11 protein-coding genes are annotated in these 13,344 nt (G+C 67.5%); 3 read left to right on the top strand and 8 right to left on the bottom strand.

Annotated elements, in window-relative coordinates; translation table 11 throughout:
* Window positions 1–63 precede the first annotated feature (63 nt).
* The 8 genes from IEX41_RS06820 to IEX41_RS06785 all read right to left on the bottom strand — a co-directional run bounded on the left by IEX41_RS06820 (window position 64) and on the right by IEX41_RS06785 (window position 9,815).
* The gene (locus tag IEX41_RS06820) at window positions 64–477 is read right to left on the bottom strand and encodes a GNAT family N-acetyltransferase (RefSeq protein ID WP_188789490.1); all 414 of its coding nucleotides are present in this window, start codon (window positions 475–477) and stop codon (window positions 64–66) included.
* Window positions 474–1,145: a tRNA (adenosine(37)-N6)-threonylcarbamoyltransferase complex dimerization subunit type 1 TsaB gene (tsaB, locus tag IEX41_RS06815; protein ID WP_188789489.1), complete on the bottom strand. Its 672-nt coding sequence runs from the start codon at window positions 1,143–1,145 to the stop codon at window positions 474–476. Before tsaB ends, IEX41_RS06820 begins: the two co-directional genes overlap by 4 nt.
* A 9-nt stretch (window positions 1,146–1,154) precedes the next feature.
* Window positions 1,155–1,715, bottom strand: coding sequence for a NifU family protein (locus IEX41_RS06810; RefSeq protein WP_188789488.1), 561 nt, complete (start codon window positions 1,713–1,715; stop codon window positions 1,155–1,157).
* A 102-nt stretch (window positions 1,716–1,817) separates the two neighbouring features.
* Window positions 1,818–2,273, bottom strand: coding sequence for a universal stress protein (locus IEX41_RS06805; RefSeq protein ID WP_188789487.1), 456 nt, complete (start codon window positions 2,271–2,273; stop codon window positions 1,818–1,820).
* Between the two features lie 73 nt (window positions 2,274–2,346).
* Entirely contained in the window at window positions 2,347–3,210 is an 864-nt protein-coding gene (locus tag IEX41_RS06800) for a branched-chain amino acid aminotransferase (RefSeq protein ID WP_188789486.1), read from the bottom strand.
* Between the two features lie 201 nt (window positions 3,211–3,411).
* Window positions 3,412–7,035: a DNA translocase FtsK gene (locus IEX41_RS06795; protein WP_188789485.1), complete on the bottom strand. Its 3,624-nt coding sequence runs from the start codon at window positions 7,033–7,035 to the stop codon at window positions 3,412–3,414.
* Between the two features lie 19 nt (window positions 7,036–7,054).
* Window positions 7,055–8,236: an aminotransferase class I/II-fold pyridoxal phosphate-dependent enzyme gene (locus IEX41_RS06790; RefSeq protein ID WP_188789484.1), complete on the bottom strand. Its 1,182-nt coding sequence runs from the start codon at window positions 8,234–8,236 to the stop codon at window positions 7,055–7,057.
* Window positions 8,237–8,486: 250 nt separating this feature from the next.
* Complete coding sequence (locus IEX41_RS06785; RefSeq protein WP_188789483.1) at window positions 8,487–9,815, bottom strand: amidase; 1,329 nt, start codon at window positions 9,813–9,815, stop codon at window positions 8,487–8,489.
* Between the two features lie 50 nt (window positions 9,816–9,865).
* On the opposite strand from IEX41_RS06785, the gene IEX41_RS06780 reads away from it, so the two are divergent.
* From IEX41_RS06780 to IEX41_RS06770, 3 genes are all read left to right on the top strand, one after another.
* Entirely contained in the window at window positions 9,866–11,119 is a 1,254-nt protein-coding gene (locus IEX41_RS06780) for a UbiH/UbiF/VisC/COQ6 family ubiquinone biosynthesis hydroxylase (protein ID WP_188789482.1), read from the top strand.
* A gap of 355 nt (window positions 11,120–11,474) precedes the next feature.
* Entirely contained in the window at window positions 11,475–12,494 is a 1,020-nt protein-coding gene (locus tag IEX41_RS06775; protein WP_188789481.1) for an LLM class flavin-dependent oxidoreductase, read from the top strand.
* 71 nt (window positions 12,495–12,565) lie between these two features.
* The gene (locus IEX41_RS06770) at window positions 12,566–13,339 is read left to right on the top strand and encodes an SDR family NAD(P)-dependent oxidoreductase (RefSeq protein WP_188789480.1); all 774 of its coding nucleotides are present in this window, start codon (window positions 12,566–12,568) and stop codon (window positions 13,337–13,339) included.
* Window positions 13,340–13,344: the final 5 nt, after the last annotated feature.

The raw sequence follows: 13,344 nt of genomic DNA, 5'->3' as shown, positions 1-13,344 counted from the left end.
TGTCTGGCGGTCAACCGGATTTTTACCGGATGGTCCGGGATCGCGCGCCCACAAGGCATGACCTCACGGCAGTGCCCGTGCCATCAGCAGGGCATCCGCAGGCGCAGACCCGGCGCGCGGATAGTAACCCTTGCGCAGCCCGGTGCGGGCATAGCCGCGCGTCTCGTAGAAGGCGATGGCAGGGGCGTTGTCTGCGGCGACCTCGAGAAAACAGGTGACCGCCCCGCGCGCCATCGCCTCTGCGTGGAAGGCCGCCAGCGCCCGGCTAGCCCCGCCGCCACGCTGCTTTCCCGGGTCGGTGGCAAGGGCAAGGATCTCGGCCTCGTCGACGATCACCCGGCCAAGGGCGAAGGACGCGCCATCGTGGCTCAGCACTGTCAGGGGATGATCCAGCGTGCCCGCGATGTCCGCTTCGGACCAAGGCGACATGTGCTGGTAGGCGCGGGCCGAGATGGCCGCGATCTCTGCGGCAGTCACGTGAGGATGGCCGGCGGCGTGTCGCGCGACGGCGCGGCATCGGCGGGCTTGACGTAAAGCGGTGCGGGACGGCCCGGCGCGGGATTGTCCGCCAGAAGCCGCGCGGCGCAGCGCACGAGGCGCGCCGGAATGTCCCCAAGTACGGCCTCCGCACCCTCGCGCCCCAGCTGGGCGGCAAGCGCCGAGGCCCCTGCCCCGCGCACCACTGCGCCGGGGGCGCAGAGGTCCTCGGGCGGATGTTCAGGGACGATGAACCTTGGCTCTGCAGCAGGAGCCCCTCTCACGAAAGGCATGGCATAAGCCTGCCCCCGTGGCGCCCCCACGAGGACAAGCGCATCGTCCGGTCCGTCCTCGCCGCGCATCAGTTCGAAGCTCGACACCCCCTGCACGGGGATCCCTAGCGCCAGTGAAAGGCCACGGGCGCAAGACACGGAAATCCGGATGCCGGTGAAATTGCCCGGCCCCACGCCGACCGCCAGCGCATCAAGATCGGACCAGCCGATTCCTGCCAGCCCGAGCACCCGCTCGAGCATCGGCATCAGTGCCTCGGCCTGACCACGCGCCATGTCCTCGTGGATCTCGGCCACGACCGTGCCGCCGCGCAGCACGGCGCAGCAGACATGCGGTCCCGAGGTATCGAAACCGAGGATCGTGGGCTGTTCAGTCACGTGCTGGGGTCAGACGGCGACAGGGCGCACTTCGGTGACCTCGGGGATGTAATGGCGCAACAGGTTCTCGATGCCCATCTTCAGGGTCAGGGTCGAGGACGGGCAGCCCGCGCAGGCGCCCTGCATGTGCAGGTAGACCACGCCACGCTCGAAGCCGTGGAAGGTGATGTCGCCGCCGTCCTGGGCCACGGCAGGACGCACGCGGCTGTCCAGCAGCTCCTTGATCTGGCCGACGATTTCCTCGTCTTCGCCTTCGAAAGCCGCGTGGCCCGAGGCACCGCCCTCACCCGCCATGACGGGATCGCCGGACTGGTAATGCGCAAGGATCGCGCCAAGCACCGCGGGCTTCACGTGATCCCAGTCGGCGCCATCGTCCTTGGTCACGGTGACGAAATCACCACCAAGGAACACGCCGGTGACACCGGCGACCTCGAAGAGGCGCTTCGCCAGCGGGGAGGCGTCAGCGCCGTCGGCGCTCGGGAAATCCGCCGTGCCGGCACCAAGCACCGCCTGTCCAGGCAGGAACTTGAGGGTCGCGGGGTTCGGGGTGGATTCGGTCTGAATGAACATGTGCAGCACACCTTTCTCCGGGGGCAGTTCCTATATGCGCCCGGCGGGACCGAACGTCAAGTTTTGGAACGGTTCTAAACTTTGTGGGAAGCGTTCCGAAGATCAGGTGATCTCTTCCAGACGTTCCTTTGACAGATCGCCCGGCACGATGGTGACGGGAATCGGCAGGCTGCCAGAGGACCGACTGAGATAGTTCACCAGCGGCCCCGGCCCCTTCTTGCCGGAGGATGCGCCCAGCACCAGCACGCCGATGCTGTCATCCTCGTTCACCTGCCCCATGATCTCGGTCACAGTGTCGCCCTCGCGGATGACCAGTTCGGGGTCGACCCCGTGGCGGTCGCGCATCCACTTGGCAAAGACCTCGTAATGGGCGTGGATGCGCTCGCGGGCCTCCTCGCGCATGATGTCACCGACCCCAATCCAGTGGTTGAAGTCCTCGGGAGCGATGACCGACAGGATTGAGACCCCGCCGCCGGTCTTTTCCGCACGCATGGCGGCAAAGCGCATGGCGTTGAGGCATTCGCGGCTGTCATCGAGGATCACGAGAAACTTGCGCATTACGGCCTCCCTTTCCGGGCGATCATGTCGCAGGCACCAACCGCACGCAATGGCCGAAAACCGGGCACGGGGCTCAGCCTTCGCTCAGCGCCCAGTCCCAGTAAAGCTCGCGCGCCCGCTTCGTGAGCGGTCCGATCCGGTAGGACGTGTCTTCGAAGCCCACCACCGGCGTCACCTTGTTGAGGTTGCCCGACAGGAAGACCTCGTCCGCCGCCTCGAAATCGGCGTAGGTGAGCACGCACTCGTTCACCGTTACGCCATCGGCACGGAAGTTCGCGATGTGCCGCGCCCGGGTGATGCCTGACAGAAACGTACCATTGGGAATCGGAGTGAACAGCTCGCCATCGCGGGCCATGAAGACATTGGCCGTCGCGCTTTCGGCGATGTTGCCCATGGCGTCGGTCACCAGCGCGTTGGAAAAGCCACGCCCCCGCGTTTCCACCAGCATCCGCCCGTTGTTGGGGTAAAGACAGCCCGCCTTGGCGTTGCACACCGAATCCGCCAGCACCGGGCGGCGAAAACTGGTCTTGCCCAGCGTCTGCGCCGCATCCGGGGCCGCCATGGGAATCTCTTCCAGCGAGATCGCGAAACCTGTGGCCTCCTTTGAGGGCACCAGCACCGTCTCGTCACCGTTGATCGCCCAATACATGGGCCGGATGTAGACCGCAGCCTCTTTGGGGAAGGCACCCAGCCCCTCCCAGACGATCTGCACCATGTCCTCGGGCGTCACCGTGGGCCGGATCATCAGCGCCTCTGCGGACCGGTTCACCCGCGCGCAATGGGGATAAAGGTCAGGAGCCAGCCCGTTCACGAAGCGCGCGCCGTCGAACACACTGCTGCCCTGCCACATGCCGTGGTCCGCCGCCTTCATGACGGCAAGATCACCCTCGTGCCAGGTGCCCTCGAAATAGGTGCGGATGCGCTTGCCTGCGGCCATGACTGGAGTCTCCGATAAATCTGCCGCCAAGCTATGCCCGCGGCCGCCATAGGTCCAGCCCACCCTTCTTCTCTTGGAAAATACGCCGGGGGGCCCTGCAGGGGCGGAGGCAGCGCCCCCTGCGGCAGGCCCCACGGGCCTGCTCAAGACAGCGGCGGGCCCCGAAGGGCCCGCCACCGCCGGTTCACGCTGCGATGAAAGTCACGCCTGCTCGGGAACGAGGATCTCACGCTTGCCCACGTGGTTGGCGGCGGACACGACGCCTTCGTCCTCCATCTGCTCAACGAGGCGTGCCGCCTTGTTGTAGCCGATGCCCAGCTTGCGCTGAATGTAGGAGGTCGAGCACTTGCGGTCCTTGATGACGATCGCCACCGCCTGATCGTACAGCGCATCCTCGCCGCCGGTGTTGCCGCCGGTGTTGAGGCCCAGCACCGCGTCGATATTGTCGGCCTTTTCTTCATCGGGGCCCTGCACGACACCACCAACGTATTCCGGCGGGCCAAAGGCCTTGAGATGATTCACCACCTCCTCGACCTCCTCGTCGGAACAGAACGGACCGTGGCAGCGGGTGATCTTGGCACCGCCCGCCATGTAAAGCATGTCGCCCATGCCCAGCAGCTGCTCGGCCCCCTGTTCGCCAAGGATGGTGCGACTGTCGATCTTCGACGTCACGCTGAAGGAAATCCGGGTGGGGAAGTTCGCCTTGATCGTGCCGGTGATCACGTCGACCGACGGGCGCTGGGTTGCCATGATCAAGTGAATACCGCTCGCCCGCGCCATCTGCGCAAGGCGCTGGATACAGGCCTCGATCTCCTTGCCCGCCACCATCATCAGGTCGGCCATCTCGTCGACGATGACGACGATATAGGGCATTTTCTTGGGCTCGAACTCTTCGGTTTCGAACACCGGTTCGCCGGTATCGTCATCAAAGCCCGTCTGCACGGTCCGCGAGAACATCTCGCCCTTGTTCTGGGCCTCAGCCACGCGGCCATTGTAGCCGTCGATGTTCCGCACGCCCATCTTGGACATCTTGCGGTAGCGGTCTTCCATCTCGCCTACGACCCACTTGAGCGCCACCACGGCCTTCTTGGGATCGGTCACCACCGGCGATAGCAGGTGCGGGATGCCGTCATAGACCGACAGTTCCAGCATCTTGGGGTCGATCATGACAAGGCGCAGATCATCCGGCGTCAGCTTGTAGAGCAGCGACAGGATCATGGTGTTGATCGCCACCGACTTGCCCGAACCCGTGGTGCCCGCGATCAGCAGGTGGGGCATTTTGGCAAGGTTGGCGACGACGGGATCACCGCCGATGTCCTTGCCGAGGGCAAGGGGAAGCTTCTGGTTGCCGTCGCTGTAGTCGCGGCTCGACAGGATCTCGCGGAAGGACACCATCTCGCGGTTGTCGTTGGGCAGTTCGATCCCGATCACCGACCGGCCCGGCACCGTGGAGACACGGGCCGACAGCGCCGACATGCTGCGCGCGATATCATCCGCAAGGCCGATCACCCGGGACGCCTTGAGGCCTGGCGCAGGCTCGAGCTCGTACATGGTAACCACGGGGCCGGGACGGACCGAGACGATCTCGCCCTTCACGCCGTAATCCTCGAGCACGGTTTCCAGCATTCGCGCATTTTCTTCCAGCGCATCATCCGACAGGTGATGGCGCTCGATCGTGTCGGCGCTGGCCAGAAGGCTGAGCGGCGGCAGCTCGAAAACGGTGTCCGCGGGGTCGAACCCGGCCACCGGCTGCGCCTCCTGCCGGGCCGGCTTCGATTGCTGCAGCGGCTGGGGCGACGCGGGCTGAACGGCCTTGCGCGGCTGTGCCACGGGGATCGGCGCGCTGCGATGCTCTTCGGGCATGGGCGGGTTGTAGCCGTCCTCATCATCGAAGTCGTCATCGTCGTCCCGGCGGGCCGAACCGTCGCCACCGCGGTGAATGCGTGCCGATTGCGCTTCTTCCTCGGCGTAAGTCAGATCACCGTCATCATCACTGGGGGCAGTAAAGGACACGGGGCCATCGTAATCATCGGCATAGTCCTCGGCAAAGTCTCCGTCGCGGAAGACGTTCTCGTCACCGTAGCCCCGATCATCACCATAGCCCTGATCCACATAGGCGCGGGCATCGTAGTCGCCGTAGCTGGCGGCATCCCGCGTGTCCTCGGCGCGGGCCGGCTGCGGCTGCGGCTGCGGCCGACCTGCCTGGGCCCGGGGCGCGGGCGCCGCGATGGGCTCTTCGGCATAATCAGCGTAATCGTCGAAATCGCGGTAGTCGGCAAAATCATCTGCCGTCTGTTCGGGAATGTGGTGCATAGGCGCGGGCGGTACCGGTGCCGCGCGCTCCATGCGGGGCTGCGCTGAGGGTGCCGGGGCAGCCGCTCGCGCCGGGGCTGCCAGCGGTTCCGCGGCGCGATGCACTGCAGCCACTGCCGCAGCAGCAGGGGCCGCGGCGGTGATCGGCGGCTCTGCCGGACGCGGCGCCTTTGCGGCGGTGATGGGCGGCTCGGTCCGGGCACCGGGCGCGGGGCGATAGATCAGCGGCTCGGGGCGGCGGCCCCTGCCCTTGGTCAGCGGCTTGGAGGGATCGGGCACGAAGGCCGGCTCGGCCGCAGGACGGCGGGCCCGGATGGCATCGGCGATCTTGGAGCGGATGCGGTCCTGCCCGGGGGCCTCGACGCTGTCATCGAGGATCTGCGCCTCGTAGAGCTCGGGCTCGGGAAGGGCGCGGTCCGCATCGGGGTCCGTGCGCTTGATGAGGTTGCTCATGCTCGACAGAAGCGAGGGTTTCTTTGGCTCGGGCGCGGGTTCGACCCATTCGTCGATGACCATGTCGTCCGGATCTTCAAGCTCCATGGGCAGGGTCGGTTCTGCCATCGGGGGCCGCTCGGGCGCGGCAGGGGCGCGCACCACGCGGCTCGGCTGCGGTGCGGCGGGGGCCGGCTCGTACGTGTCTTCGTGGTCATAATGATCCGAATAGCCCGGCACCTCCACGGCAGGGGAGGGGGCGCGGCGGACCACCGGAGCAGGCGACGCGCGTTCTGCCATGGGCGCGCGCGGGGCCGGGACGGCCTCCTGCGCGGCCGCCCAGGCGGCGGCTTCAGCTTCTTCCTCGCGGCGGCGTTCACGGCGTTCGGCGTGGGCGGACTGCATGCGCTGCGCCGCCGACATGGTGCCGTTCGCGCCGCGCCCCAGGAGGGTCAGCAGGCTGGCATAGGCCATCACCGTGCCCAGCATGAGGAACCGCGCGATGTTCTGGAGCTCCTGCTTGGTGAAGCCGAGGACATAGGCCCCCAGCGCCACCAGCCCGGCAGCCAGCACCACCATCACCAGCTTCAGCGCGAATCCAGCACCGAAGGGCAGCATCCCGAGGAGCGAGCCCATCATCATGTCACCGAACAGCCCCCCAAGACCGAAGCTGTGGGTCCATTCCGGCCCCACGGTCTGACCGGCGGCATAGACCGCCGACAGCGCGATCCAGATCGGCGCGAAGACAATACGGGACAGGGCGCGCTCTTCACCGCGGTGCAGGGCGAGGCGAAGGCCCCAGACCAGCAGCACGAGCGCAATGCCCCAGGACCCGCGGCCCACGATCATGAACAGCGGCGCCGAGACCGAGGCGCCGATGCGCCCCAGCCAGTTCTGCACTGGCGCGTCCGTAGCCGACAGGAACGACGGATCGTCGGGCGTGTAGGACCCGATCATCATCGCCGCCATCACGCCCAGCGCGACAAGCGCCAGCCCGGCGAGTTCCCGGCCGCGCTTTTCGATCGCCACCTGCATGTTCCGGTCGAACAGGGGGTCGCGCCCCCGGGTCTGATATGCCATCTCGCGCCTCGTCTTTTTCTTATCGGCCATAGAGACAGTCGCGAATGCTCGCGAGTCCCTGCTCGGTCTCTTTCTCGGGAGCCACGAGGGCCGCCCGTATGTATCCTTTGCCCGGGTTGCCGGTGGTCGTGTCCCGCGACAGGTAGGCGCCCGGCAGAACGCGCACCCCGGTGTCCTTCCACAGCTTCAGCGCTGCCGCCTCGCCATCTTCGACCGGCAGCCACAGGAAGAAGCCCGCCTGCGGCGGCTCGTACCCCGGCACATCACCGAAGAGACGGTCGGCGATGGCGAACTTGGCGCGGTAGAGGGCGCGGTTTTCTTCGACATGGGCCTCGTCAGCCCAGACCTTTTCGCTGACACGCTGGATCGGCAGCGGCAGCGGTGCGCCCGCGTAGGCGCGCAGCTGTCGGATGCGGCGCAGGCTTTCGGCCCCGCCCGCCACGAAGCCCGAGCGTAGCCCCGGCAGGTTCGAGCGCTTGGACAGCGAGTGGAAGATCAGCACCCGTTCGGGGTCGGCACCCATCTCGGTCGCCACCTCGAGCGCCCCCGGGGGCGGCGCATCGCGGTAGATCTCGGAATAGCATTCATCGGCGAGGATGCGGAAATCGTGCTTTTCCGCCAGCGCGATGAGGGTCTTCCAGTAGGCCCGGTCCGCCACCGCACCCTGCGGGTTCGCGGGCGAGCACACATAGACCATGGCGCAGCGGTCGAGCACGTCTTCGGGCAGGCTGGCGTAATCCGGCAGCTGGCCGGTGTCCTTCGTGGCGTTGACGAAGACCGGCTCGGCCCCCACCGACACCGTCGCCACCGCGTAGACCTGGTAGAACGGGTTGGGGATCAGCACCGTGGGCTGCCTGCCCGCCTTGGTTTCCGGGCAGAGCGCCATGGCGACGTTGTAGAGCCCTTCGCGGGTGCCGTTGAGGGGCATCACCTGGCTGGCAGGATCGACAGTCACGCCGTAGCGGCGGGCGATCCAGTCCGAAATGGCCTGCTGCAGTTCAGGGGTGCCGTCGTTGGCCGGGTACTTCGCGAATTCGTGGACGTTGGCGGCCAGCACCTCGCCCACCCACTCCGGGAAGGGGTGCTTGGGCTCGCCGATGGACATATGCGTGACCGTCCCGCCCGGCGCATGGGCGTCGAGCAGCGCCCGCAGGCGCGGGAACGCGTAGGGCGGCAGGTTCGAGAACCGCTCGGGAAACATGGCGTGTCTGCCTTGAGTTGCCTGTAGTACTGCTTGTTTTTCGGGGTCATTTGCGCCCCGTTCTGCCCCGACGATACGGCAAGCCCCGCCCTCCCGTCCAGCACGGAGGTGAGAGCGCGCCCCCCTGTGGCGGGAAAGCCTCAGCAGCCCGGGAAAGCACCGGAGGCCCCTTTGGCGTCACGGTTTTGCCGGGATGGGGGCTCTGCCCCCGCCTTCGGCTCCCCCGGGATATTTAAGGCCAAAGGAAGACTCAGGCGAGCGCTCGTTCGGCGGCGGCGCCGAGGCGGAGCAGGCGGTCTTCTTGCATCGGTGCTGCCATGAGGGAGATCCCGCAGGAGGGCGTGCCGGTGGGCAGGGTCAGCGCGCAGAGGCCCATGACATTGCCGACACGGGTGTTGCGCAGGGCGAGCAGGTTTTCCGTGACGTAGTAGTCGCTGTCCTCCATCAGCCGTCCGGCATTGGGCGGCAGGATGGGGGCGGTCGGGCAGAGCACGGCGTCGTATGGCGCGGTGGCTGTGGCCCATGCGGCGCGTGCGTCGGTCATGCGGGCGCAGGCGCGGATATAGTCTGCCGCCGTGAAGGTACGGCCTGCGGCGAAACGGTCGCGGATGGGCGGGTAGATGTTGTCCGGGTCCGCGTCGATGGCGTCCCCCCAGTTGGCCCAGGCCTCGGCGGTGTAGAGGATGCCCGCGTCGCCCATGGGGACGGCAAGCTGCGGCACCTCGATCTCGGTGATCGCGGCGCCCGCGGCCTCGAGCCTTGCGATGGCGGCCTCGTAGGCGCTGGCGGGGGTGTCGCGAATGTCGTCCTCGACAATGGTCTTCAGCCTTGCGAGGCGCACACCCTTCAGGCTTGCCCCGGTAAGGTCGGGGGCGGCGCGGCCCTCGAGCGCGGCAAGGGTGAGCGCCGCATCCTCGACCGTGCGGCAAAGCGGGCCCACGGTGTCGAACCGCTGCGCCAGAGGCACGGCGCCGGTCAGCGACAGGCGGCCCGAGGTCGTCTTGAGACCCACGAGGTCATTCCATGCCGCAGGGATGCGCACCGATCCGCCGGTGTCCGACCCGATGGCTGCGGCGGCAAGTCCGAAGGCCACCGATGCGGCGGCACCCGAGGAAGAGCCGCCCGCCACCGCGTCCGCGTCGTTCACGCAAGGCGGCGTTGCTGTCATCGGGTTGAGGCCGAGGCCCGAGAAGGCCAGTTCCGACAGGTGGGTCTTGCCGAGGCAGACGAGGCCCATTGCTGTGGCAACCTTCAGCACCTCGGCGTCCATGTCCGGCACCCGGCCCGCCAGCAGGCGCGTGCCTGCCTCGGTGGCGGTGCCGGCGGTGTCGAAGAGGTCCTTCCAGCTGACCGGCACGCCATCGAGGGACGACAGGCGCTGGCCGAGATCGGCGCGCCATTTGGCGGCGGCGGCCTCGGCGCGGGCGCGGCTGGGCGTCAGGCGGGCATAGATGCGGTCCCGCATTGGGTGGGCGTCGATCTTCGCGAGGAACTGTTCGGTCAGCGCGACCGGATCGATTTCCCCCGCGCCGATGCCCGCGCCCAGCTCTGCCGCGCTTTTGCCTGTCCAGTCGGTCATCGGTGCTACCCCTTCCTTCTTTGCGGTCATTGGTAGCGGCACGAGGGCGCATGGACAATCCCGCCGGGCCGGCCATATTGACGGGCATGGAACATGACAGCGATCTTCTTATCGTCGGCGGCGGGCTCAACGGCCCCGCGCTGGCGCTTGCCGCCGCGAAGGCCGGGCTTTCCAGCACCGTGATCGACGCCCTGCCCCGCGCCACCCGCACGGATGACGGTTTTGACGGGCGCGGGTACGCGCTGGCGCTGTCGTCGGTGCGCATGCTGGCGCGGCTGAGGGTCTGGGAGACGGTCGCAGACCACGCCCAGCCGATGAACGAGATCAAGGTCACCGACGGGCGCGCTGGGGATGCCAAGGCGTTTCTGGGTCTGCATTTCAACAGCGCCGAGATCGAGGAAGGCCCCATGGGCCAGATGCTCGAAGATCGCTACCTGCGGCGCGCACTGCTGGATGCCATGGACGCCGAGCCGGGCGTCACGCACATGCAGGGCGAAACGGTGATCGCGCAGGACGTGGCCGCACAGGGCGTGACCCTGTCACTGGCCAGCGGAGGCAGCCTCAAGAGCCGCATCGTGGTGGGCGCCGATGGCCGCCAGAGCGGCACTGCCGCCCGCGCCCGCATCCGGCGCACCGGCTGGTCCTACAAACAGACCGCGCTGGTCTGTGCCATTGCACACGAGAAGCCCCACGGCGGCGTCGCGCACCAGTTCTTCATGCCGCCGGGACCGCTCGCAATCCTGCCATTGCCGGACAACCGCAGCTCCATCGTCTGGTCTGAGACCGACGCCACCGCCCGCGCCATCAACGCGCTGCCGGACGAGGACTACCTTGCGGTGCTGCGCCCGCGCTTCGGGGATTTCCTCGGGGAGATTTCGCTCGCGGGCAAGCGGTTCACCTACCCACTGGGGCTGACGCTGGCGAACAGCTTCATCGCGCCGCGGCTGGCACTGGTGGGGGATGCTGCGCACGGGATGCACCCCATCGCCGGGCAGGGCCTCAATGCCGGGCTGCGCGACGTGGCGGCGCTGGCCCATGTGCTGGCCGATGCGCGGCGCAGGGGCGAGGACATCGCCTCGCCCTTGGTGCTGGACCGCTACCAGCAATGGCGCCGCTTCGATACCGCGACGCTGGCGGCCTCGACCGACCTGTTCAACCGGCTCTTTTCCAACGACAACCCGCTGCTGCGGATGGGTCGGGACCTCGGCATGGCGGCGATCAACGCGGTGCCCGCCATGCGCCGTGGTTTCATCCGCGAGGCGGCGGGCATCACCGGAGATCTGCCGGAATTGATGCGGCCTTGAGCCCCCTGCCCTGCGGCCGCGCTTCGGCAACCCGCAGCTGCTCCTGAGCGCGGTGTGCAACACCCGCCGGACGCGCCCCGAGCACTTTTGTTGCCACACTTGCCGCGGGCAGCCTCGTCCCTGATGCCCTGCGCGACCTCCGGCGCACGCCTTTGCCGCATCGCCCAAGTGCCTCTTTGCCACGGCTCCAGAGCGTCACCTGCTGCGGCACCTCGGCGCGGGTCTGCACAGCCCCTGCGCCCCCATGCGCGTTGCAGCACAGGGGGGATGGCCCCTATCTGATCATCAAGGCGCAACCGGTGGCGCTGCCTTTGCAGGTCTCCACCGGGCGCACCCACGCGAAAGGATCACTGACATGAAATCCATCGGCTTTCTCTCCTTCGGGCACTGGTCCCCGACCCACGGCAGCGCGGTGAAGACCGCCTCGGATGTGCTCCTGCAGTCCATCGACCTCACGGTGGCCGCCGAAGAGCTGGGTCTCGACGGGGCCTACTTCCGGGTGCACCACTTTGCCCGGCAGCTTGGCTCGCCCTTCCCGCTGCTGGCCGCCGCAGGCGCCAAGACCTCGAAGATCGAGCTTGGCACCGGCGTCATCGACATGCGCTATGAAAACCCGTTCTACATGGCCGAGGATGCCGGCGCCGCCGACCTCATCGCCGGCGGGCGGCTTCAGCTGGGCCTGTCGCGCGGATCGCCCGAGCAGGTGATCGATGGCTGGAAATACTTCGGCTACGAGCCCGAGCCCGGCGAAAGCTCGGCCGACATGGCTCGGCGCCACACCGAGGCGTTCCTGAACCTGCTGGAAGGCCACGGCTTTGCCGAGCCGAGCCCGCGCCCGATGTTCCCCAACCCGCCGGGAAAGCTGCGGCTCGAGCCGCATTCCGAGGGGCTTCGCAACCGCATCTGGTGGGGCGCGGGATCGAACGCCACCGCCGTCTGGGCCGCCAAACTGGGCATGCATCTTCAAAGCTCGACCCTGAAGGACGACGAGACCGGCGAGCCGTTCCACGTTCAGCAGGCCGACCAGTTGCGCGCCTACAAGGCTGCGTGGCAGGAAGCCGGGCATGCGGGCACACCGCGTACGTCGGTCAGCCGGTCGATCTTTGCGCTGACCAACGACATGGACCGGCGCTATTTCGGGCGCGGCGGCAAGGAGAGCGACCAGGTGGGGTTCATCGAACAGCAGCGGTCGATCTTCGGGCGCGGCTACGCGGACGAGCCGGACCGGCTGATCGAACAGCTCAAGGGCGACGAGGCGATTGCCGAGGCGGACACCCTGCTACTGACCGTGCCGAACATGCTGGGCGTGGACTATAACGTCCATGTGATCGAGACGATCCTCAAGGACATCGCCCCCGCGCTCGGCTGGCGCTGATCGCGGCTTAACTTCCTCTCTCCCGCGTGCAAGGGTCCGCCCTGATACCGCAAGCGGGAGAGAGGATCACCATGACCCAGAACTGTGCAATCGTCACCGGGGCCGCGCGCGGCATCGGTCTGGCCACGACCGACCTGTTCCTTGAACTTGGCTGGCAGGTTGCCATGCTCGACTGGGACGAGGCCGAACTGAAAGCTGCCGCCGAAAGCCGGACCGGCGTGCTGACCCTACCCTACGACATGTCCGACCCCGCGCAGGTGACCACCGCCGTCGGCGAGACGCTGGCTTGGTCGGGGCGCATCGATGCGCTCATCAACAATGCCGGCGTGGCCGAATTCGGCCCGATCCGCGATTGCAGCCACGCCCAATGGCGCCGGGTGATGGACACCAACCTTGACGGCACCTTCCTGTGCAGTCAGGCCTGCATCGAGCCGCTGGCCGCCACCAAGGGCGCCATCGTCAACATCGCCTCGATCAGCGGCCTGCGCGCCTCGACCCTGCGGGTGGCCTACGGCACATCCAAGGCCGCCGTCATCCACATGACCAAGCAATACGCCGCCGAGCTGGGCGAACAGGGCATCCGGGTGAACTGTGTCGCCCCCGGCCCCGTCCGCACCAAGCTGGCCATGGCGGTCCATTCCCCCGAGATCATCGCCGCCTACCATGACGCGATCCCACTGAACCGCTACGGGTCTGAACGCGAGCTGGCCGAAGCCATCGTGTTCCTCGCCTCCGACAAGGCATCCTATATCACCGGGCAGGTGCTTGCGGTGGATGGCGGGTTCGACAGCACCGGCGTCGGCCTTCCGGCCCTGCGATCGGTGGTCGAAGCGGAAACCGCCTGATCGCC

It is taken from the genome of Salipiger pallidus (assembly GCF_014643635.1).
Taxonomy (GTDB): Bacteria; Pseudomonadota; Alphaproteobacteria; order Rhodobacterales; family Rhodobacteraceae; genus Salipiger; species Salipiger pallidus.
Note: the sequence above shows the minus strand (reverse complement) of the source record. Positions and strands in the feature narration are given on the sequence as shown.

Coding starts and splice junctions, on each gene's coding strand:
- IEX41_RS06785 (WP_188789483.1), bottom strand. CDS start 9,815: ATGACCGACTGGACAGGCAAAAGCGCGGCAGAGCTGGGCGCGGGCATC.
- IEX41_RS06805 (WP_188789487.1), bottom strand. CDS start 2,273: ATGCGCAAGTTTCTCGTGATCCTCGATGACAGCCGCGAATGCCTCAAC.
- IEX41_RS06810 (WP_188789488.1), bottom strand. CDS start 1,715: ATGTTCATTCAGACCGAATCCACCCCGAACCCCGCGACCCTCAAGTTC.
- IEX41_RS06775 (WP_188789481.1), top strand. CDS start 11,475: ATGAAATCCATCGGCTTTCTCTCCTTCGGGCACTGGTCCCCGACCCAC.
- IEX41_RS06790 (WP_188789484.1), bottom strand. CDS start 8,236: ATGTTTCCCGAGCGGTTCTCGAACCTGCCGCCCTACGCGTTCCCGCGC.
- IEX41_RS06780 (WP_188789482.1), top strand. CDS start 9,866: ATGGACAATCCCGCCGGGCCGGCCATATTGACGGGCATGGAACATGAC.
- IEX41_RS06795 (WP_188789485.1), bottom strand. CDS start 7,035: ATGGCATATCAGACCCGGGGGCGCGACCCCCTGTTCGACCGGAACATG.
- IEX41_RS06770 (WP_188789480.1), top strand. CDS start 12,566: ATGACCCAGAACTGTGCAATCGTCACCGGGGCCGCGCGCGGCATCGGT.
- IEX41_RS06800 (WP_188789486.1), bottom strand. CDS start 3,210: ATGGCCGCAGGCAAGCGCATCCGCACCTATTTCGAGGGCACCTGGCAC.